The organism is Streptomyces corallincola (assembly GCF_019104725.1).
GTDB classification, from domain to species: Bacteria; Actinomycetota; Actinomycetes; order Streptomycetales; family Streptomycetaceae; genus Streptomyces; species Streptomyces corallincola.
This window is the reverse complement of the sequence record NZ_JAHRXF010000018.1, coordinates 59,935-81,292: the sequence shown is the minus strand read 5'-3', so window position 1 is coordinate 81,292 and position 21,358 is coordinate 59,935. Positions and strand designations below refer to the sequence as shown.

The 21,358-nt window shown below is 72.8% G+C and carries 18 protein-coding genes; 10 read left to right on the top strand and 8 right to left on the bottom strand.

Features of this window, described 5'->3' with window-relative positions; translation table 11 throughout:
- The first annotated feature begins 76 nt into the window (after positions 1-76).
- From KUM39_RS14395 to KUM39_RS14355, 9 genes are all read left to right on the top strand, one after another.
- Complete coding sequence (locus KUM39_RS14395) at positions 77-2,932, top strand: winged helix-turn-helix domain-containing protein (RefSeq protein ID WP_217785995.1); 2,856 nt, start codon at positions 77-79, stop codon at positions 2,930-2,932.
- Positions 2,929-3,450 (top strand): hypothetical protein, encoded by a 522-nt coding sequence (locus KUM39_RS14390; protein ID WP_217785994.1) that lies wholly within the window; start codon positions 2,929-2,931, stop codon positions 3,448-3,450. Before KUM39_RS14395 ends, KUM39_RS14390 begins: the two co-directional genes overlap by 4 nt.
- Before the next feature lie 123 nt (positions 3,451-3,573).
- Positions 3,574-3,807: a DUF8691 family protein gene (locus KUM39_RS14385; protein WP_217785993.1), complete on the top strand. Its 234-nt coding sequence runs from the start codon at positions 3,574-3,576 to the stop codon at positions 3,805-3,807.
- Positions 3,808-3,942: 135 nt separating this feature from the next.
- On the top strand, positions 3,943-4,443 hold the full coding sequence (locus tag KUM39_RS14380) for an SHOCT domain-containing protein (RefSeq protein ID WP_217785992.1): 501 nt from the start codon (positions 3,943-3,945) through the stop codon (positions 4,441-4,443).
- A gap of 51 nt (positions 4,444-4,494) precedes the next feature.
- Positions 4,495-4,932 (top strand): DUF7144 family membrane protein, encoded by a 438-nt coding sequence (locus KUM39_RS14375; protein ID WP_217785991.1) that lies wholly within the window; start codon positions 4,495-4,497, stop codon positions 4,930-4,932.
- 8 nt (positions 4,933-4,940) lie between these two features.
- Positions 4,941-6,923, top strand: coding sequence for a glycoside hydrolase family 15 protein (locus KUM39_RS14370; RefSeq protein WP_308288130.1), 1,983 nt, complete (start codon positions 4,941-4,943; stop codon positions 6,921-6,923).
- Between the two features lie 91 nt (positions 6,924-7,014).
- Positions 7,015-7,890, top strand: coding sequence for a methylenetetrahydrofolate reductase (locus KUM39_RS14365; RefSeq protein ID WP_217785990.1), 876 nt, complete (start codon positions 7,015-7,017; stop codon positions 7,888-7,890).
- A 154-nt stretch (positions 7,891-8,044) separates the two neighbouring features.
- Positions 8,045-9,589 (top strand): AlkA N-terminal domain-containing protein, encoded by a 1,545-nt coding sequence (locus tag KUM39_RS14360; protein ID WP_217785989.1) that lies wholly within the window; start codon positions 8,045-8,047, stop codon positions 9,587-9,589.
- The gene (locus KUM39_RS14355) at positions 9,589-10,071 is read left to right on the top strand and encodes a methylated-DNA--[protein]-cysteine S-methyltransferase (protein ID WP_217786022.1); all 483 of its coding nucleotides are present in this window, start codon (positions 9,589-9,591) and stop codon (positions 10,069-10,071) included. The genes KUM39_RS14360 and KUM39_RS14355 overlap by 1 nt, the downstream gene beginning before the upstream one ends.
- A gap of 74 nt (positions 10,072-10,145) precedes the next feature.
- Here the strand turns inward: KUM39_RS14355 and KUM39_RS14350 are convergent, their stop codons facing one another.
- Positions 10,146-11,927: a hydroxysqualene dehydroxylase gene (locus KUM39_RS14350; protein ID WP_217785988.1), complete on the bottom strand. Its 1,782-nt coding sequence runs from the start codon at positions 11,925-11,927 to the stop codon at positions 10,146-10,148.
- Between the two features lie 264 nt (positions 11,928-12,191).
- On the opposite strand from KUM39_RS14350, the gene KUM39_RS14345 reads away from it, so the two are divergent.
- Positions 12,192-13,343: a glycerate kinase gene (locus tag KUM39_RS14345; RefSeq protein WP_308288129.1), complete on the top strand. Its 1,152-nt coding sequence runs from the start codon at positions 12,192-12,194 to the stop codon at positions 13,341-13,343.
- 92 nt (positions 13,344-13,435) lie between these two features.
- On the opposite strand, the gene pssA is transcribed toward KUM39_RS14345, so the two are convergent.
- The 7 genes from pssA to ccrA form a co-directional block, all read right to left on the bottom strand.
- Entirely contained in the window at positions 13,436-14,251 is an 816-nt protein-coding gene (pssA, locus tag KUM39_RS14340; RefSeq protein ID WP_217786021.1) for a CDP-diacylglycerol--serine O-phosphatidyltransferase, read from the bottom strand.
- Positions 14,252-14,273: 22 nt separating this feature from the next.
- Positions 14,274-14,930, bottom strand: coding sequence for a phosphatidylserine decarboxylase (locus KUM39_RS14335; protein WP_217785986.1), 657 nt, complete (start codon positions 14,928-14,930; stop codon positions 14,274-14,276).
- A 168-nt stretch (positions 14,931-15,098) separates the two neighbouring features.
- A complete protein-coding gene (locus KUM39_RS14330; protein ID WP_217785985.1) occupies positions 15,099-16,304 on the bottom strand; it encodes an acyl-CoA dehydrogenase family protein in 1,206 nt (401 codons plus the stop codon).
- Between the two features lie 2 nt (positions 16,305-16,306).
- Positions 16,307-16,819 carry a MaoC family dehydratase gene (locus KUM39_RS14325; protein WP_217785984.1) on the bottom strand — a complete coding sequence of 171 codons (513 nt, stop codon included), beginning with the start codon at positions 16,817-16,819 and terminating at the stop codon, positions 16,307-16,309.
- Positions 16,820-16,821: 2 nt separating this feature from the next.
- Positions 16,822-17,808: an HpcH/HpaI aldolase/citrate lyase family protein gene (locus KUM39_RS14320; RefSeq protein ID WP_217785983.1), complete on the bottom strand. Its 987-nt coding sequence runs from the start codon at positions 17,806-17,808 to the stop codon at positions 16,822-16,824.
- Positions 17,805-19,832: an ethylmalonyl-CoA mutase gene (locus tag KUM39_RS14315; RefSeq protein WP_217785982.1), complete on the bottom strand. Its 2,028-nt coding sequence runs from the start codon at positions 19,830-19,832 to the stop codon at positions 17,805-17,807. The genes KUM39_RS14320 and KUM39_RS14315 overlap by 4 nt, the downstream gene beginning before the upstream one ends.
- A gap of 9 nt (positions 19,833-19,841) precedes the next feature.
- Positions 19,842-21,179 (bottom strand): crotonyl-CoA carboxylase/reductase, encoded by a 1,338-nt coding sequence (gene ccrA / locus KUM39_RS14310; protein ID WP_217786020.1) that lies wholly within the window; start codon positions 21,177-21,179, stop codon positions 19,842-19,844.
- Positions 21,180-21,358 lie beyond the last annotated feature (179 nt).

Below are 21,358 nucleotides of genomic sequence, written 5' to 3'. Positions count from 1 at the left end.
ATTCTGATCAGGTGGAACGCCGCCCCGGACGGACGGCGGACGCCGGACACAGCCTCACGAACCGTGGTGGTGACCAGTGGCCACGAGGGACGCCGACAGCACACGCGAACCGGGAGACGACACCGGGACACGGGAACCGGACACCCCCCGCACCGACCCCCTCGGGGAGCCGTTCCTGCACACCCGGTTCGCGCCACCCGCCCGACCCGCCACCTTCCTGCACCGCCCGCGCCTCACCCAGCGCCTCGACCGCGCCCTGGACACCCCGCTGACGATGGTCAATGGCCCCGCGGGCGCGGGCAAGACCCTGCTGGTCGCGGACTGGGCGGCGCGGCTCGGGCAGCCGGTCGCCTGGTACACCGGCGAGGCCGCCGGGCAGGGCGCCGGGATGTTCTGGGCGTCCGTCCTGCACGCGCTGCGCACCGCCGGGGTCGAACCGCCCCCCGGCGTCGGCCGCCCCGCCGACGCCGGACGCGTGGACCACGGGCTGCTGGCCCGCCTCGCCGACGGGCTCAGCGGCCGGGACCGGCCCGCCGTCCTCGTGCTGGACGACTTCGACCGGCAGACCGCCCGCCAGGTCGCCGACCAGCTGGAGTTCGTACTGCACCACTCCGGGCCCGGCCTGCGGCTGGTCCTCGTCACCCGCACCGAACCGCTCCTCCCGCTGCACCGGTACCGCGCCGCCGACGCCATGACCGAGATACGGGACGCCGACCTCGCCCTCACCCCCGAGGAGGCCGCCGGACTGCTCGCGCTGCACGGGCTCCACCTGCCGGACGACGCGGTTCGCGGGCTGGTCGCCCGTACCCGTGGCTGGGCCGCCGGGGTGCGGCTGTGCGCGATGGCCGCCGGGGAGAGCGCCGACCCGGTGGCATACCTGCGGGAGTTCGAGGCCGGGCGCAGCACCGTCGCGGACTTCCTGCTCGCCGAGGTACTGACCCGGCAGCCCGCCCGCACCCAGGAACTGCTGCTCCGGGTGAGCGTCCTGGACCGGTTCCGGCCTGAGCTGGCCGAGGCGCTCACCGGACGCGCCGGACTCGAACCGGCGCTGGCCGCGCTGCACCGGGAGAACGCCTTCGTGGAGGACCTCGGACACTCCTGGTACCGGCTGCACCCGCTGTTCGGGGAGATCCTCCGCGCCCATCTGCGCGCCCGGCACCCCGGTCTCGAACCGGAGCTGCACCGCCGTGCCGCCCACTGGCTGGGGGCCGCCGACGCCGTACCCGAGGCACTCGTCCACGGAGCCGCCGCCCGGGACTGGCACTTCACCGCCGCCGCTCTCGTCTCCGACCTCGCTCTCGGGCAGTTCTTCACCGCGCCCCGCGCCGGTGAACTCGCCGCGCTGTTCGCCCCGTTGGGCCCGGACACCCGAGGTCCGGCACCCGACCTCGTCCGCGCCGCACGCGACCTGGCCGGGCCCGATCCGGCACGCGGCCTGGCCCAGCTGCGCCGGGCACGCGCGGGGGTGGGGCCGGGCGGACCGGCCGGGGTGGGTGCCGGGGCCGCCGCGGTGGGTCCGGCTTCGGCGGGTACGGCTCCGGCCGTGGATTCCGCCGCACCGGCCGTCCCGCGCCTCACCCCCACCCCGGCGCCCCCGGCACTTTCGTCCCCGCTTTCCGGCACCGCCCCCGAACTCCTCCTCGGGCACGCCCTGCTCGAAGCGGTGGCCGCGCGGCGGGCCGGGGCGGTCGGGCGGGCGGAGGCGGCCGTGACCGCGGCGCGCGAGCTGCGGTGCGAGGTGCCCGCCCGGCTGCTCGACAAGCACCCCGAGCTGTCCGCCCTGCTGCTGGCACAGGTGGGGGCGGCGCGGACCTGGGCCGGGCGGTTCACCGACGCGCGGGCCGCGTTCGCCGAGGCGACGGCACGGCCCGGCGGGGTGGCGACCGCGCTGCCCCGGCAGGACTGCCTCGGGCAGCTCGCGCTCATCGAGCATCTGGAGGGGCGGCCCGCGAAGGCCGAACGGACCGCCACCGCGGCCCTCGCGGAAGCTGAGCGGTACGGGCTCGACCGGCCGGGGAGCGGCACGCTCGCCCGCCTGGTGCTGGCCGCCGTCGCGGTGGACCGCGCCGACCTCACCCGCGCGCGGACCCTGCTGGACGGCACGCCCGTACCCGCCGCCCCCGACCCGTCCGCCACCGCCTGCCGCGCCCTCGTCACCGCCCGGCTGCTGCTCGCGCGGGGAGATCACCGGGCCGCCGCCGAAGCGGTCGGCACCGCCGTGGCCGCCGACACGCCGTCCCCGTGGGCGGAGGTGCACTGGGCGCTGGTGGCGTCCGCCGCGCACCTCGCCGACGGCCGCCCCGACAGCGCCGTCAAGGTGCTGGACGACGTACCGTACGCGGCCGGACCCGCCCACGCGGCGGAGGCCGCCCGCGCCCTGCTCGCCGCCGGTGACACCGTGCGGGCCCTCGCCCTGGCCGGGGAACCGGACACCGGGAGCCGGGCCGCACCCGGCGTCCGGATCGCCGTCGCGCTGGTCCGGGCCGGGGCGGCGCTGGAGGCGGGGGACACGGCGACCGCCTGCGGGCTGCTGGCCCGCGCGCTCCCGGAGGCCCGCCGGGAGGGGCTGCGCCGCCCGTTCCTGGAGGCCGGTCCCGGCGTACGGCGGCTGCTCGGGCGCCCGCCGCTGCACGCCCTGGCCACCGGCTGGCTGCTGCCGTCGGCCGGGCCACCGCCGCCCGCGCGGGTCGGCGGTCGGCCGCCGGTGGGCGGTCGGCCGGAGGGCGGGCCGCCGGTCGTCGAGGAGCTGAGCGGGCGCGAACGCGAGGTGCTGCTTGGCCTCGCCCAACTGCTGTCCGCCGAGGAGATCGCCGCCGAGCTGTACGTCTCCGTGAACACGGTGAAGACCCACCTCAAGAGCGTCTACCGCAAACTCGGCGTCAACCGGCGGGGCGACGCGGTACGGCGCGGCCGGGAACAGGGGCTGCTGTGAGCCGCGCGGGCGCCACACCGCGCGAGCGGACCGGGCGCACTCCGGCCGACCACCTCGCCGACTACACCGGTGCCGTCTACGGCTCGATGCTCGCCGCCTCCGTCGTCATCGGGGCCGGGTCGCTCGGTGAGTTCCCGCGCCTGCATCTGGTGATCCTGCTGCTGCTCACCGGGGTGGTCTTCTGGGTGGCGCACGTGCACGCCCAGCTGTTCGGCGCCCGGCTCGCGGAGCGCACCCCCGACCGGGCGACCGTGCTGCGGGTGGCGCGGGAGGAGTGGCCGATCGTGAAGGCGGCCGTGCCCCCGGCGGTCGCCGTCGCGGTGAGCCCGCTGCTCGGTCTCGACCTGGACGGCGCCCTGTGGCTCTCGGTGGCCGTCGCCGTGGCCGGACAGGTCGGCTGGTCGGCGTACGGGGCGTGGCGGGCGGGCGCGTCCTGGCGGCTGGTGGCCGTCTCGGCGTCCGTCAACCTCGTCCTGGGACTGGCGATCATCGTCTTCAAGCTCGCCGTCACCCACTGAGCGCCCGTACCGGCCCGCACCCGAGCGCCCGGCCCGCACCGCGCCACGGTTCACCTGTAGCGGGTGAGGCCGGAGGGCCCGTGCGCGGAGCAGGATCGCAGCACCCCCCGGCGGGAGCGGCACATGCGCTACGAGATCCGCGTGGACGGCCTGATGTCGGAGACGCTGGCCCACGCCTTCCCCGAGCTGGACCACGTCACGATGTCCGGCCAGACCGTCCTGTACGGCCCGGTCGTGGACGACGCCCATCTGTACGGCCTGCTGACGCGCTGCCAGTCCCTGGGCCTGCGCGTGGTGGAACTGCGCCAGCTCCCGGAACCACCCCCGGAACCTCCGCGACCCCCGGAATCCGGGTGATCACCGCTGCCCCGGAGCCCGCCGACTGAACATCCGTCCCGGGCCAGGGTCACCCGTCACGGGTGAGGCCGCTCCCGCCGGGCGTGTGCACGCTGAGAGCCGGGAGGGACAACGTCCCCCGGACGGAGGAGAGACATGAGCGCCCCGACCTACCTCGCGTACGACTACCCGCTGCTGAGCGCCTTCTGGACCATCCTGGTGTTCTTCCTGTGGGTCATGTGGTTCGTCCTGCTGTTCCGCGTCATCGTGGACATCTTCCGCGACGACTCGATGAGCGGATGGGCCAAGGCCGGCTGGACCCTCTTCGCCATCGTGCTGCCGTTCCTCGGCGTCCTCGTCTACGTCATCGCCCGCGGCAAGGGCATGGGCAGGCGCGAGGTGGAGCACGCCCGCGCCCAGCAGAAGGCGTTCGAGTCGTACGTCCGGGACACCGCCCGGTCCGGCGGGAGCAACGTGGACGAGCTGTCGCGGCTCTCCGAGATGCGGCGGCGCGGCGACATCACCGACGACGAGTTCCGCCGCGCCAAGGAGATGCTGCTCGGCGGCGACGCCCCGGAGCAGCGCACCGGTGCGGCCCCCGGCGGTCCCGGGGCCACCGGCGCCGGTACCACCCCGCGCACCCCGACCCCGCACTGACCCGGCCCGGCACCCCGAGCCCGTACCCGACCGAACGAAACGAGGCAGCCGATGACCGCGTCACCCACACCCGAGCCCCGCGCGCACGCGCACAGCGCCCGCCAGCAGTGGGCCTTCGGGCTGACCGCCTTCGCCGGGGTCATGCTCCTGCTCGCCGGACTGCTCAGCATCTTCCGGGGCATCATGGCGATCGCCCAGGACGACGTCTTCGTCACCACCCCGAACTACGTCTTCAAGTTCGACCTGACCAGCTGGGGCTGGATACACCTGGTCCTCGGCGTTGTCGCCGTCGTCATCAGCTTCGGGCTGTTCGGTACGGCGATGTGGGCGCGGGTCGCGGGCGTGGCCGTCGCGGCGCTGGTCATCATCGCCAACTTCCTCTCGCTGCCGTACTACCCGGTGTGGTCGGTCGTGATGATCGCGCTGTCCGGGTTCATCATCTGGGCCCTGTGCGTGGTGCGCCGGGACGACCCCGGCCGCGCCGCCTAGGACCGCGCGTGGACCGGCTCCCGCCGTCGGCCGACCCCGGCCCGTACCCGCCCATCGCCGACCACGGCATGGTGGGCGACCTCCAGACCGCGGCCCTGGTGTCGTCCGCCGGGACCGTGGACTGGTGGTGCGCCCCGCGCTTCGACTCGCCCAGTCTGTTCGCCGCGCTGCTGGACCGGCGGCGCGGCGGGCACTGCCGCCTCACGGCGCACCGCACCGGCGGCAACGGCGTACGGGCCCGGCAGCTGTACCTCTCCGACACCGCCGTGCTGATCACCCGGTTCATGGGGCCCGGCGGGGTCGGGGAGGTCGCCGACCTGATGCCGCCGCTCGACGGCCCGGACCCCACCGACCGGCACACCCTGATCCGGATCGCCCGTGTGGTGCGCGGCAGCCTGCCCTTCGCCTTCGACTGCCGCCCCCGTTTCGACTACGGCCGCGCCCCGCACACCCTGAGGCTCGGGGACGACCGTACGGCCGTCCTCCGGGGGCCGGACCTGGACCTGCACGTGCGGACCACCCCCGGTGTCCGGCTCCGCGCGGACGGCGACGACGACGTCACCGCCCGCGTCACGCTGAGCGCGGGCGAGGCCGCCGTGTTCGTCCTCACCACCACGGCGTCCGGGGCGCCCGCCCCGCCCGCGCCGACCCTGCCCGGCATCGCGGACACCGTCGAGGACTGCCGCCGCTTCTGGCTGGACTGGCTGCGTCCCTGCACCTACCGGGGCCGCTGGCAGGACATGGTGAACCGGTCCGCCATCACCCTGAAAGTCCTCACCTACGCGCCCAGCGGCGCCCCCGTCGCCGCCCTGACCACCGGCCTGCCCGAGCAGATCGGCGGCGAACGGAACTGGGACTACCGCTACACCTGGGTCCGGGACGCCTCGCTGTCCGTCCGCGCCCTGGTCGAGCTGGGCTTCGAGAGCGAGGCGTACGCGTTCCGGCGCTGGCTGCGCGACCGGGTCGAGGCGGGCGGCACCGCCACCGGCGACCCGTTGCAGATCATGTACCGGGTGGACGGCGACCCCCGGCTCACCGAGGAGGAACTGCCCCACCTGGAGGGCTACCGGGGCTCCCGCCCGGTGCGCGCGGGCAACGCCGCCGCCGACCAGCTCCAGCTGGACATCTACGGCGAGGCGTCCGACGCGCTGTCCGTCGGCGGCGACATCGGCGCGATCCGGGGCTGGCGGGCGCTCAGCGGCGTACTGGACTGGCTGGCCGGGAACTGGGACCGGCCCGACGAGGGCATCTGGGAGACCCGGGGCGGGCGCCGGGACTTCACCTACAGCCGTCTGATGAGCTGGGTCGCCTTCGACCGGGGCATCCGGGCCGCCACCCGGTACGCCCGCCCCGGCGACCTCGGCCGCTGGAGCGAGGCCCGCGACGCGGTGTTCCGGCAGATCACCGAACGCGGCTGGCACGAGGGGCGCAAGGCGTTCGTCCAGCACTTCGACACCGATGTGCTGGACGCGTCCCTGCTGCTCATGCCGCGCGTCGGGTTCCTTTCCCCGCACGACCCCGACTGGGTCAGCACCCTGGACGCGATGGACCGCGAGCTGGTCAGCGACAGCCTGGTCCACCGGTACGACCCGGCGGCGTCCCCGGACGGCCTGCGCGGCTCGGAGGGCACCTTCAACCTGTGCAGCTTCCTGTACGTGGAGGCGCTCGCCCGCACCGGGCGGCTCCACCAGGCCCGGCACGCCTTCGACAAGATGCTCACCTACGCCAACCACGTCGGCCTGTTCGCCGAGGAGATCGGCCCCTCCGGCGAGCAACTGGGCAACTTCCCCCAGGCGTTCACCCATCTGTCGCTCATCACGGCCGCGATGGCGCTGGACGAGGAACTGGGCCGCGACCGCGCCCACCCGGACACCGGCGGCACCCGCCACCCGGCGAGCCACGGCGTGAACCCGCCCTCGGAGCCCCAGCCGGAGCCCGAGCCGGAGCCGGAGGCCGGTGGGGGAGCGGGGGCCGGGGACGGGCCGCGCTGACCCCGTGGCATCATCGGCCGGGGCCGCCCGCGACGGACGCGGGGCGGCCCCGGTGCCGTGAACAGCACGGCCCGGAGCCGTGAGGAGCCCGATGAACCCCGCCGTCACCGCGCCGCCCACGGCCCCCGCCGCCCTGCTGGACGGCTTCTCCCTGGAGATGACCGGCAAGGACGTGGCCGCGCTGGAGGAGGCCCGGCCGGGCATACCGGACGGCACCCGCGTCAACATCACCTTCCTCGCGGGCGAGGACACCCCGGCCCGGCTCGCCGCCGCCCGCGCCGTCAAACACCTCGGGCTGGTCCCCGTACCGCACATCTCGGCCCGCCGCCTCGGCCACCACCGCGACCTGGCGGAGTTCCTGTCCGGCCTGGCCGCCGACGGCACCGGCGAGCACGTCCTCGTCGTCGGCGGCGACCCCGCCACCCCCGAGGGCCCGTACGAGGACGCCCTCGCCGTGCTCCGCTCCGGACTGCTGCCCGCGCACGGCGTACGGCACGTCGGCATCACCGGCTACCCGGAGGGCCACCCCGCCATCGCCGAGGACGCCCTGTGGACGGCCCTCGCCGACAAGAGCGCCCTGCTCGACGCCCAGGGCCTCACCGGCGAGATCGTCACCCAGTTCGGCTTCGACGCCGACACCGTCCTCGACTGGATCGCCGCCGTCCGCGCCCGTGGCGTGCGTCTGCCTGTCCGCGTCGGCGTGCCCGGCCCCGCCGGAGTACGGCGCCTGATGACGTACGCCACCCGGTTCGGCGTCGGCACCAGCGCCTCCATCGCCCGCAAGTACGGCTTCTCGCTGACCCACCTCATGGGCACCGCGGGGCCCGACCGCTTCCTGCGCGCCCTGGAGGCGGGCCACGACCCGGCACGGCACGGGCGGGTGCGGGCGCACTTCTACACGTTCGGCGGGCTCGCGGCCACCTCCGCGTGGGTGCGGGAGTTCCGGGCCGCCCACGGGACGCGCTGAGGGAGCCGGCCGGGGATCGCGCCGCGCACCGGGCGAACGCGTGTACGGCACGGGGTTGCGCACCCCGCCCGGCACGGCACCACCGCAGGCCGGGCCCACGTCCATGTCGGATTTCCGCCAGCCGGCCGCCCCCGCTCTGACGGATGCTGGACCCATGCAGAGCACAGGGACCGCCATCGGGGCCGGGACAGTCCTCGACCGCGAACACTGCGTACGCGCCGTGCGCTCCAAGGACGCCCGGTTCGACGGCTGGTTCTACACGGCCGTCCGCACCACCGGGATCTACTGCCGTCCGAGCTGCCCGGCGGTGACCCCCCGCCCCGAGAACATGACCTTCCACCCCAGCGCCGCCGCCTGTCAGCAGGCCGGGTACCGCGCCTGCAAACGCTGCCGACCCGACGCCAGCCCCGGCTCACCGCGATGGAACGAACGCGCCGACCTCGTCGCCCGCGCCATGCGGCTGATCGCGGACGGCGTCGTGGACCGCGACGGCGTCACCGGCCTCGCCGCCCGTCTCGGCTACAGCCCCCGCCAGGTCGAACGCCAGCTAAGCGCCGAACTCGGCGCCGGACCCCTCGCCCTCGCCCGCGCCCAGCGCGCCCGCACCGCGCGGCTGCTCATCGAGACCACCACGCTGCCGATGGCCGAGATCGCCTTCGCCGCCGGGTTCTCCTCCATCCGCACCTTCAACGACACCGTCCGCGAGGTCTTCGCCACCGCCCCCGGCGAGCTGCGCGCCCGCACCCCCGAGCGCCGCGCCGCGACCACCCCCGGCACCCTGGAACTGCGGCTGCCGTTCCGGGCCCCGCTCACCCCGGACAACCTCTTCGGCCACCTCGCGGCCACCGCTGTGCCCGGCGTGGAGGAGTGGCGCGACGGCGCCTACCGGCGCACGCTGCGGCTGCCGTACGGGCACGGCATCGTCGCGCTCTCGCCCCGCCCCGACCACATCGCCTGCCGCCTCACCCTCGGTGACCTGCGCGACCTCACCGTCGCCATCAGCCGCTGCCGCCGCCTGCTCGACCTCGACGCCGACCCGGTCGCCGTGGACGACCGGCTGCGCGCCGACCCGCTGCTCGCACCGCTGGTGGACAAGGCACCCGGCCGCCGGGTGCCGCGCACCGTGGACGAGAACGAGTTCGCGGTCCGCGCCGTACTCGGCCAGCAGGTGTCCACGGCCGCCGCCCGCACCCACGCCGCCCGCCTGGTCACCGCGCACGGCGAACCGATCGACGACCCCGAGGGCGGACTCACCCACCTCTTCCCGTCCCCGGAGGCGCTCGCCGCCGTGGACCCCGCGACCCTCGCCATGCCCCGCACCCGGCGCACCACGCTCACCACCCTGGCCGCCCGGCTCGCGGACGGCGGCCTGCGCCTGGGCGCCGGGTCCGACTGGGCGGAGACCCGCGCCCTCCTGCTCGGCCTGCCCGGCTTCGGACCCTGGACCGTGGACACCGTCGCCATGCGGGCCCTGGGCGACCCCGACGCGTTCCTCCCCACCGACCTCGGCATCCGCCGCGCCGCCCGCGACCTCGGCCTGCCCGCGACCCCGGCCGCGCTCACCGCGCACGCCGAAGCCTGGCGCCCCTGGCGGGCGTACGCCGTGCAGTACCTCTGGGCCACCGGCGACCACCCGGTCAACTTCCTCCCGGCACCGGGAACTTCAGGAACTTCAGGAACGTCACGAGGAACCTCATGATGAAACGGCACACCGTCATGGACAGCCCCTACGGCCCGCTCCATCTGGTCGCGGACGACGGCGTCCTGTGCGGCCTCTACATGACCGACCACCGCCACCGCCCGCCGCTGGAGACCTTCGGCGACCGCGACCCCGGCGTCTTCACGGAGGCGGAGGAACAGCTCGGGGCCTACTTCGAGGGCGAGCTGACCGAGTTCACCCTCGAACTCCGGCTCCCCGGAACCCCGTTCCAGCGCAGCGTCTGGGACCAGCTCACCCGCATCCCGTACGGCGAGACCCGCTCCTACGGTGAACTCGCCGCCGCCCTCGGCAATCCCGGCGCGTCCCGCGCGGTCGGCCTCGCCAACGGGCGCAACCCGGTGAGCATCGTCGTGCCCTGCCACCGGGTGATCGGCGCGGGCGGCGACCTCACCGGGTACGGCGGCGGCGTGGCCCGCAAGCGCCGACTGCTGGACTTCGAGCGGGGATCGGCGCTGTTCTGAGCCCGGTCGGCCGAAGAGCGGGGGTGCGTGGGGACCTGCCCCGCACACCCCCGCCGGTCAACGGCGGTCCGGGATCACACGTCGAACAGGTTCGGCAGACCGGCCGCGTACCGCTGCTGGTCCCCGACCTTCAGGAGTTCGAGTTCCGGCGCCTTGGTCAGGCCGAAGACCGGCACGCGGGACGCCTGCGAACCCGCCGCGTCCAGCACCACGTTCGCAGCCTGACGGCCGGAGGAGTTCGCACCCTCCATCGACGCGCCGTTGATCGGCACCCGCACGTAGTCACCGGCCAGCGCCAGGTTCGGGATGGCCGTGCGCGAGGTGGGCCGCCGCGCCCAGGAACCCACCGGGTGCACCATCAGCTCGTCGGCGCTCTGCGGGTTCGGCCCGCCGAGCCCGGTCACTCCGGAGTCCAGGAACCACGTCAGCAGCGAACTGTCGGTGAGCACCGTCTGACCGGTGTCGTTGAGGCTCAGCTTGAGCTGCGCCCACACCTCGCGGGAGATCTGCTCCGCGGTGAGCTGCTTGGCGGGCTTGCCGTACAGCACGCCCGGCACGTCCCACTCGGCGATGATCGTGGACACGATCTCCTTGACCTGGCCGTCGCCGTACTGGGCGGGCAGATCGCGGTCCCAGAACTCGGCCTGCGTGGTCGTGGTCAGCTTCCACGGCGAATCGACGTAGAACGTGTGGCCGTTGGCGAGCGGGGTGCGGCGGTCCAGGTAGAACTGGATGCCCGCCATCCACTCGGTGTCCAGCGTCGCCGCCGTGGCCAGCTGGGGATCGGCCGCGCGTACGGCCTTGTTCCACACGCGCGCGGCGGAGCGGACGTCCAGCGCGCAGACGAAGTAGTCCGCCTTGGCCTGCTGGGCCACGCCCTGGGGGTCGCGGACCTGCGCCGCGCTGATCCGGCCGCCGCTCAGCACCAGGTCCTCCACCGACCAGCCGACGCGGAACCGCACCCCGAGCGAGGTGAGATGGCGCTCCCACGGGTCGATGAACGCCTCGTTGGTGGGGGCGTTCATCACCCGGTCCACCGCACCCTCGTTGCCCCGCCCGAGAATGTTGAACAGCAGGTTCTCGAAGACCAGACCCGTGGTGTGGGCGCTGGCGTCGGCGGTCTTCGTCGCGGACAGCGCACGGGTGAAGGTGTCCACCAGGACCCGCCGGTAGTCCTGCGACTTGCCCTCGGCCCGCAGGAAGTCGGGCCAGGTGGTGTTGTCCCACTGCCCCAGTCGGCGCTGCTCGCTGCTGGTCATGTAGACCAGCACCCGCTGGGCGAAGACGGCCGCCTCGTCGGGCGGCAGCTGGAGACCGCCCGCCGCGAGCCCCGTCGCCACCGCCAGCAGCGCGTCCGGCGTGATGGCGTCCAGCTTGTTGATCGTCAGCGGGACGTGCAGGTCGGCGCGGCCGCCGTCGTGCGCGAACACCAGCTCACCGGCGTCCACGAGGTTGTCGTGGACCCCGTTCACCCGGCCGGGGACCGGGATGCGCTTCAGGGTGTCCGGAAGGTCGTGGTAAAAGCCGAAATAGATCCGCAACGAGTGCTCGCCGGGCAGGTCCGCACGGCCGCCCCGCGCGGTACCGGGCACCGGGATGCTGCGCGCCATGCCGCCCAGCACGCGGCGCTCGTAGACGGTGACGTCGAAACCGCGCTCGACGAGCTCGTGCGCCGCGGTCATCCCGGCGATACCGCCGCCGAGCACGGCGACCGTGGGACGGGTCGTCCCCCCGGCCGACGGCGCTGCCGCGGCGGACTCCGCCGACAGCCCCATCCCGGCCATCCCCGTCATGCCTACGACACCGGCTGCCGCGGTGCCTCTCAGAAAAGTACGACGGCTGGACTTGGAGTCCATCACACACCACCTCAATCTCGATCAGTGACCGATGAGTCACACGTCGCCATGTGAGGTGAAGGTTCAGTGGAATCACGGGAGTTGAAGACGCGGGCCCGTCCCCGTCCCGGAGGGGGCCCGGCGCACCGGCGAGGGCACGGCGGTTCTTACCGGTACGGCGCGGTGGGCGGCGGGCATGACGGGCGGGTCGGTGAAGTGGTTATGGTCGCTGCGGCGCGGCCGGTCCCGTACTCGGCGGGACCACGAGAGCGAGGGACGGGCGACGTGACGCAGGCTGCACGGAACGGGGGCCGCGGGGTGCTGATCGCCGCGGACAAGTTCAAGGGCTCCCTGACGGCCGTACAGGTCGCCGAGCGGATCGCCGCCGGACTGCGCGAGGTCGTACCGACGGCCGCGATCGAGTCGCTGCCGGTGGCCGACGGCGGCGACGGCACGGTGGACGCGGCCGTCGCGGCCGGGTTCGCGCGCCGGGAGGCACGGGTCACCGGGCCCACCGGGCGGGAGGTGACCGCCGCGTTCGCGCTGCGCGGGGAGACCGCCGTGGTGGAGATGGCCGAGGCGAGCGGGCTCCAGCGGCTGCCGGACGGGGTGCGCGCACCGCTCACCGCGTCCACGTACGGGTCAGGGGAGCTGCTGCGGGCCGCGCTGGACGCGGGGGCGCGGACCATCGTGTTCGGCGTCGGCGGCAGCGCCACCACCGACGGGGGCGCGGGCATGCTGACCGCGCTCGGCGCGCGGTTCCTGGACGCCGGGGGCAAGCCCGTGGGACCGGGGGGCGGCGGGCTCGCGCGGCTGGCGCACGCCGATCTGTCCGGGCTGGACACCCGGCTGTCCTCCGTCGGGCTGGTGCTCGCCAGTGACGTGGACAATCCGCTGACCGGGCCCACGGGCGCGGCGGCGGTGTACGGGCCGCAGAAGGGCGCCTCCGCGGCGGACGTCGCCGTCCTGGACGCGGCTCTCGGGCGGTACGCGGCGGTCCTGGCCGACGCCGCCGGGCTGCGGGGCGCCGCGCTCGCCTCCGCCGCCGGAGCGGGGGCCGCCGGGGGCATCGGGTACGGCGCGCTGCTGCTCGGTGCGCGGTTCCGGCCCGGCATCGCGGTGATGCTCGACGTGCTGGGCTTCTCCTCAGCGCTGGAGCGCGCCTCGCTGGTCATCACCGGTGAGGGGTCGCTCGACGCGCAGACGCTGCACGGCAAGGCTCCCGCCGGGGTCGCCGCCGCCGCGCGTGCCGCGGGCAGGCGGGTCGTCGCCGTCTGCGGACGCCTCGCCCTCTCCCCGGCCGACCTCCGCGCCGCCGGGATCTCCCACGCCTACCCCCTCACGGACCTGGAACCCGACCCGGCCCGCTGCATCGCCCAGGCCGGCCCCCTCCTGCAACGGACGGCCGCCCGCCTGGCGACCGCCCACCTGTCCTGACCCGCCGCTGCCGCCCGCCCTCCGCGCCGGAAGACAACCGGCCCCGGAAGCCTCAGGCTTCCGGGGCCGGTTGTCACAGACGGCGACTACGACTACGACTGCGCCGCACGCGCCTCGCGGCGGTTGTCGCGGAAGTTGTTCACCCGGCGGGCCGTGGCGAACAGGGGGATGACGGCGCCCATGACGAGCTGGAGGGCGCAGCCGGTCTGGAGGAGGAGCTGACCGCCGGGGGCGTCGAGGGCCCAGGCGGCGAGCAGCCCCATCGAGAGGACGATCCAGCCGAGGACGGCCCCGGCGAGCCGCCCGCGCGGCTTCGGGTACTCGACCCGGCTCACCATCAGCCAGGCGGTGCCGAGGATCGCCAGCAGGGTCGCCACGAACGGCAGCTCCAGCAGCACGATGGAGACGACGGTGAGCGCGCCGAACGGCGAGGGCATGCCCTGGAACATGCCGTCCTTGAGCGTCACGCAGGAGAACCTGGCCAGCCGCAGCACCACCGCCAGCAGCACCACGATCGCCCCGAGCGCGGCCACCCGCTGGTGCGCGTCGTCGGCGACCATGCCGTAGACGAGCACGAAGTACGCGGGGGCGAGCCCGAAGCTGATGAGGTCGGAGAGGTTGTCCAGCTCCGCGCCCATCGGGGACGAGCGCAGCTTGCGCGCGACGAGCCCGTCGAACAGGTCGAAGATCGCCGCGCACAGCATCAGGATGACCGCCGTGGCCGCGCTGTGGCGGGCCATGCCGGACTCCTGGCTTCCGGTGAGGTGCGGGATCAGGATGCCGGTGGTGGTGAAGTACACCGCCATGAAGCCGCACGTCGCGTTGCCGAGGGTGAGGGTGTCCGCTATCGACAGACGCAGAGAGAGCGGCATCTCCTCCTCGTCGTCGGACGCCTCCGCCTCGGGCACCCAGCCCGCCTGGGTTTCAGGATCAATCACGGTCAATGCGAGTCACCCCAGCCACGGTCTTCTGTCCGACCTCGACCGCGATCTCCACACCTTCGGGCAGGTAGAGATCGACACGCGAGCCGAAGCGGATCAGACCGATCCGGTCGCCCTGTTCGACCTTCGTGCCCGACGGGAGGTAGGGCACGATGCGACGGGCCACCGCGCCGGCGATCTGGATCATCTCGATGTCGCCGAGTTCGGTGTCGAAATGCCAGACTACGCGCTCGTTGTTCTCGCTCTCCTTGTTGAAGGCGGGAACGAAGCCACCGGGGACGTGCTCGACGGACGTCACGGTACCGGCCAGCGGTGCGCGGTTGACGTGGACGTTGAGCGGGCTCATGAAGATCGCGACGCGGGTGCGCCCGTCCTTCCAGGGCATGATGCTCTGCACCACGCCGTCGGCGGGCGAGATGACCCTGCCGGGCGCGATCTCGCGCTCCGGGTCGCGGAAGAACCACAGCATGCCCGCCGCGAGAGCGGTGACGGGCACGGCGACGGCCTTGGCGGCACCCGAGCGGCGGGCGCGTACCAGACTGAGGGCGGCGGTGGCGACGGTCGGGAGAAGCCACGGCGATGCTCCGCGCGCGAGGCGTGCGCCTACCAGGCGGTCGCGGTGTGCAGAGGTTTGGCTGTGGGGCATGGATGACCTTCGTAGCGGATGATGCCGCGCAGGACGGGGGACGGCGGCTTTCCGGGATCGTACCGTTCGCGGGCCACAACTGGGCAAGCCAGGAAGCCGAGTCGGCGGCCGAAGACGGTCTACGGGGTGTGATCTTCTTCTCGGAAAAAACACCCCATACCGGGATAATCAGCCCTGGAATCGATACTCTTCGAGCAACCTCCGTCCGATGATCATTTTCTGGATCTCGGCGGTACCCTCACCGATCAGCAGCATCGGAGCCTCCCGGTAGAGGCGTTCGATCTCGTACTCCTTGGAGAAGCCGTAGCCGCCGTGGATGCGGAACGCGTCCTCCACGACCTCCTTGCAGTACTCCGAGGCCAGGTACTTCGCCATGCCCGCCTCCAGGTCGTTGCGCTCCCCGGAGTCCTTCTTACGTGCGGCGTTGACCATCATGGCGTGCGCGGCCTCGACCTTGGTGGCCATCTCCGCCAGCTTGAACTGGATCGCCTGGTGCTCCGCGATCGGCTTGCCGAAGGTGTGCCGCTGCTGTGCGTAACCGACACCGAGTTCGAAGGCACGCTGTGCGACACCGCAGCCGCGGGCGGCCACATTGACGCGGCCGACCTCCACTCCGTCCATCATTTGGTAAAAACCTCGGCCGGTGGCCCCGCCGAGCACCCGGTCGGCGGGCACCCGCAGACCGTCCATGATCAACTCGGTGGTGTCAACGCCCTTGTAGCCCATCTTGTCGATCTTCCCGGGGATGGTCAGACCGGGCCGGACCTCACCGAAACCGGGCTCCTTCTCCACCAGGAACGTCGTCATCGACCGGTGCGGCGGGGTCCCCTCGGGGTGTCCTTCGTCACTGCGCACCAGCACGGCCACCAGCGAGGACGTACCGCCGTTGGTCAGCCACATCTTCTGGCCGTCGAGGACGTACTCGTCACCGTCCCGGACCGCCTTGGAACTGATCGCGGACACGTCGGAACCGAGCCCCGGCTCCGACATCGAGAACGCGCCCCGGACGTCGCCGAGTGCCATGCGCGGCAGGAAGTGCTCCTTCTGCTCCCGCGTGCCGTGCCGCCCCAGCATGTACGCCACGATGAAGTGGGTGTTGATGATCCCCGACACGGACATCCAGCCGCGCGCGATCTCCTCCACGCACAGCGCGTAGGTGAGCAGCGACTCCCCGAGGCCGCCGTACTCCTCGGGGATCATCAGCCCGAACAGCCCGAGTTCCCGCAGACCGTCCACGATGGCCTGCGGATACTCGTCGCGGTGCTCCAGTCCGGTGGCGACCGGGATGATCTCCTTGTCCACGAAGTCCCGGACGGTGGAGACGATCTCCTGCTGCACGTCGGTCAGACCGGCGGTCTGCGCGAGACGGGCCATGTCTACTTCTCCTGATCCGTCGGCTGCGGCCGGCCGGGCTGCTCCCCGCCGCGCTCCTCGATGTACGCCCGCGTGGGCACCATGACCTTGCGGCGGAACACGCAGACCAGCGTGCCGTCCTGGTTGTGACCGCGGGTCTCCACGTGCACGATGCCCCGGTCGTCCTTCGACTTCGACGGCCACTTGTCGAGCACCGTCGTCTCGCCGTACAGCGTGTCGCCGTGGAAGGTCGGCGCCACGTGCTTCAGCGACTCGATCTCCAGGTTGGCGATGGCCTTCCCCGACACGTCGGGCACCGACATGCCCAGCAGCAGCGAGTAGATGTAGTTGCCGACCACCACGTTGCGCCCGAAGTCCGTCGTCTTCCCGGCGTAGTTGGCGTCCAGGTGGAGCGGGTGGTGGTTCATGGTGAGGAGACAGAACAGATGGTCGTCGTACTCGGTGACCGTCTTGCCGGGCCAGTGCTTGTACACCGCGCCGACCTCGAACTCCTCGTAGGTGCGACCGAACCGCATGCTCACGCCTCCGGGATCTCGAACGTGCTGGTGCGCTTCAGGCCCGCCGCGCGGCCCTTGCCCGCGACGACCAGCGCCATCTTCCGGCTGGCCTCGTCGATCATCTCGTCGCCGAGCATCGCCGAGCCCTTCTTCCCGCCCGCCTCGGAGGTGCAGTGGTCGTAGGCGTCGAGGATCAGTTCGGCGTGGTCGTAGTCCTCCTGCGAGGGCGAGAACACCTCGTTCGCGGCCTCCACCTGGCCCGGGTGCAGCACCCACTTGCCGTCGAAGCCGAGCGCGGCGGCCCGGCCGGCGACGGTGCGGAAGCCGTCCACGTTGCGGATCTGGAGGTACGGGCCGTCGATCGCCTGGAGATCGTTGGCGCGGGCGGCCATCAGGATCCTCATCAGGATGTAGTGGTAGGCGTCCGCGTCGTAGCCGGGCGGCTGCTCGCCCACCACCAGCGACTTCATGTTGATCGACGCCATGAAGTCGGCCGGGCCGAAGACGATCGTCTCCAGCCGGGGCGACGCCTCCGCGATGGCGTTGACGTTGTTCAGCCCGCGCGCGTTCTCGATCTGCGCCTCGATGCCGATCCGCCCGACCTCGAAGCCCATCGTCTTCTCGATCTGGGTCAGGAGCAGGTCGAGGGCGACCACCTGCTGGGCGTCCTGCACCTTGGGCAGCATGACGCAGTCCAGGTTCGGGCCCGCGCCCTCGACCACCGTCACGACGTCGCGGTACGTCCACTCGGTCGTCCAGTCGTTGACCCGCACCACCCGTGTCTTGCCCGTCCAGTCGCCCTCGTTGAGGAACTTGACGATGGTGTGCCGCGCCTCGGGCTTGGCCAGCGGCGCGCACGCGTCCTCCAGGTCCAGGAACACCTGGTCGGCGGGGAGGCCCTGAGCCTTCTCCAGGAAACGCGGGTTGCTTCCGGGTACCGCCAGACAGGAGCGCCGGGGACGCAGACGATCGACGGCCGGGGCGGTGTCGGTGGACGGGCGGCTCATGCGGGGACCTCCAGGGGTTCGAGCTTGTTGGCGGTGCGGATCTCATCGACGATACGGCCGATGATCCCGGTGATGTCGAAGTCCTTCGGGGTGAACACGGCCGCCACACCGGCCGCCCTGAGCCGCGCGGCGTCCGCGTTCGGGATGATCCCCCCGGCGATCACCGGGATGTCGGCGGCGCCCGCCTCGCGCAGCCGGTCCAGCACGTCCGGAACCAGTTGCGCGTGCGAGCCGGACAGGATGGACAGGCCGACCGCGTGCACGTCCTCCGCGAGGGCGGCGTCCACGATCTGCTCCGGGGTGAGCCGGATGCCCTGGTAGACCACCTCGAACCCGGCGTCGCGGGCACGCACCGCGATCTGCTCGGCGCCGTTGGAGTGCCCGTCCAGGCCCGGCTTGCCGACCAGGAACCGCAGCTTGCCGACGCCCATTTCACGCGCCGTGGCGGCCACCCGTGCCCGTACCTCCGCGAGCGCCGAGCCGGACTCGGCGGGGACCGCGACCGGCGCGGAGGACACCCCGGTGGGCGCCCGGTACTCCCCGAACACCTCGCGCAGCGCGCCCGCCCACTCGCCGGTGGTCACCCCGGCGCGGGCGCAGTCGAGCGTGGCCTCCATCAGGTTGGCGGTGCCGCGCGCGGCCTGTTTCAGCCGCTCCAGCGCCTTGCAGGGACGCGGGTGGTTGAACGGCGGCTGGTAGCGGGTGTCCCGCCAGTGGCCGATCGCCTCCACCGCGTGGGCCTCGACCGCCGGGTCCACCGTCTGGATCGCGGTGTCCAGGTCGGCGGTGAGCGGGCTGGGCTCGCTGGTCTCGTAGATGTTGACGCCGACGATCTTCTCGGCGCCGCCCTCGATCCGGGCCCGCCGCTCGGCGTGCGAGGCGACCAGCCGCGACTTGAGGTAGCCGGACTCGACGGCGGCCATCGCGCCGCCCATCTCCTCGATGCGCCCGATCTCCGCGAGGGACTCCTCCACCAGCGTCTCCACCTTCGCCTCGATCACGTGCGACCCGGCGAAGATGTCCTCGTACTCCAGCAGGTCGCTCTCGTGCGCCAGGACCTGCTGGATGCGCAGCGACCACTGCTGGTCCCAGGGCCGGGGCAGCCCCAACGCCTCGTTCCAGGCGGGGAGTTGCACCGCGCGGGCGCGGGCGTCCTTGGAGAGCGTGACGGCCAGCATCTCCAGCACGATCCGCTGGACGTTGTTCTCCGGCTGGGCTTCGGTCAGGCCGAGGGAGTTGACCTGCACGCCGTAGCGGAACCGGCGCTGCCGGGGGTCCTCGATGCCGTACCGCTCGCGGGTGATCCGGTCCCAGATGCGGCCGAAGGCGCGCATCTTGCACATCTCCTCGACGAAGCGGACGCCCGCGTTGACGAAGAACGAGATCCGCGCGACCACGTCCCCCATCCGTTCCTCGGTCACCTGCCCGCCGTCGCGGACGGCGTCCAGCACGGCGATGGCGGTGGACATCGCGTACGCGATCTCCTGCACCGGTGTGGCCCCGGCCTCCTGGAGGTGGTAGCTGCAGATGTTGATCGGGTTCCACTTCGGCAGGTGCGCCACCGTGTACGCGATCATGTCGGTGGTCAGTCGCAGCGAGGGGCCGGGCGGGAAGACGTGCGTCCCGCGCGACAGGTACTCCTTGACGATGTCGTTCTGCGTGGTGCCCTGGAGCCCGGCGACGTCCGCGCCCTGCTCCTCGGCGACGACCTGGTAGAGCGCCAGCAGCCACATGGCGGTGGCGTTGATCGTCATCGAGGTGTTCATCCGCTCCAGCGGGATGTCCTGGAACAGCCGCCGCATGTCACCGAGATGGGAGACGGGCACCCCGACCCGGCCGACCTCGCCGCGGGCGAGGACGTGATCGGGGTCGTAGCCGGTCTGGGTCGGCAGGTCGAACGCCACCGACAGACCCGTCTGGCCCTTGGCGAGGCCCTGCCGGTACAGCTCGTTGGACGCCTCGGCCGTGGAGTGGCCCGCGTACGTCCGCATGAGCCACGGGCGGTCCTTCTGACGCTCTGTCATGCCCGTCTCTCAGACGTTCCGGAAGCGGTTGATGGCGTCGAGGTGCGTGGCGCGCATCGCGTGGTCGCGCACACCGAGCCCTTCCTCGGGGGCCAGGCACAGCACGCCGACCTTGCCCTGGTGGGCGTTGCGGTGCACGTCGTGCGCGGCCTGCCCGGTGTCCTTAAGGGCGTACACCTTGGACAGCGTGGGGTGGATCTTCCCCTTGGCGATCAGGCGGTTGGCCTCCCACGCCTCGCGGTAGTTGGCGAAGTGCGAGCCGACGATCCTCTTGAGCGACATCCACAGGTACCGGTTGTCGTACTCGTGGTGGTAGCCGGAGGTGGAGGCGCAGGTCACGACGGTGCCGCCCTTGCGCGTGACGTACACGGAGGCGCCGAAGGTCTCGCGGCCGGGGTGCTCGAAGACGATGTCCACGTCCTCGCCGCCGGTGAGTTCGCGGATGCGCTTGCCGAACCGCTTCCACTCCTTGGGGTCCTGGGTGTGCTCGTCCTTCCAGAACCGGTAGTCCTCGGCGTTGCGGTCGATGACCAGCTCGGCGCCCATGCTCCGGGCGATCCGCGCCTTCTCCTCGCTGGAGACGACACAGATCGGGGTGGCGCCCCCGGCCAGCGCGAACTGGGTGGCGTACGAGCCGAGTCCGCCGCTCGCGCCCCAGATCAGGACGTTGTCGCCCTGCTTCATCTGGGCGCCGTTGCGGGAGACGAGCTGCCGGTAGGCGGTGGAGTTGACCAGGCCGGGCGCGGCGGCCTCCTCCCAGCTGAGGTGGTCCGGCTTCGGCATCAGCTGGTTGGACTTGACGAGGGCTATCTCGGCCAGCCCGCCGAAGTTGGTCTCGAAGCCCCAGATGCGCTGCTCGGGGTCGAGCATCGTGTCGTTGTGCCCGTCGGAGGACTCCAGCTCCACCGAGAGGCAGTGCGCGACGACCTCGTCACCGGGCTTCCAGGCGTTGACGCCGGGTCCGGTGCGCAGCACGACGCCCGCGAGGTCGGAGCCGATGATGTGGTACGGCAGGTCGTGCCGCGCGGCCAGTTCGTTGGTGCGGCCGTAGCGCTCCAGGAAGCCGAAGGTGGACATCGGCTCGAAGATCGAGGTCCACACGGAGTTGTAGTTGACCGAGGAGGCCATGACGGCCACCAGGGCCTCGCCGGGCCCGAGTTCGGGCAGCGGCACCTCGTCGAGGTGGGTGGACCTGCGCGGGTCCTTGTCGCGGGTCTCCAGGCCCGCGAACATCTCCGTCTCGTCCTTGTGCACGGTGATCGCGCGGTACGACTCGGGCAGCGGCAGGGCGGCGAAGTCGGCGGACGTGGCGTCCTGCGACTGGATCGCTTCCAGGATGTCCTTCACGGTCACGGTGTTGCCTCCGGCGGTGAGCGGTCCCGCTGGGGGGACGCCTCGATGGGTCGGCGGTGCGGTGTCGGGTGCTGGGTTCTCGGTGGCGCTGTGCGGCGCGGGAGGTTGCCTGTGACGCAGGCGTCCGGGCGCACGGGCGACAGGGCCCGCGGGGACAGTCGGCGCACCTGGGA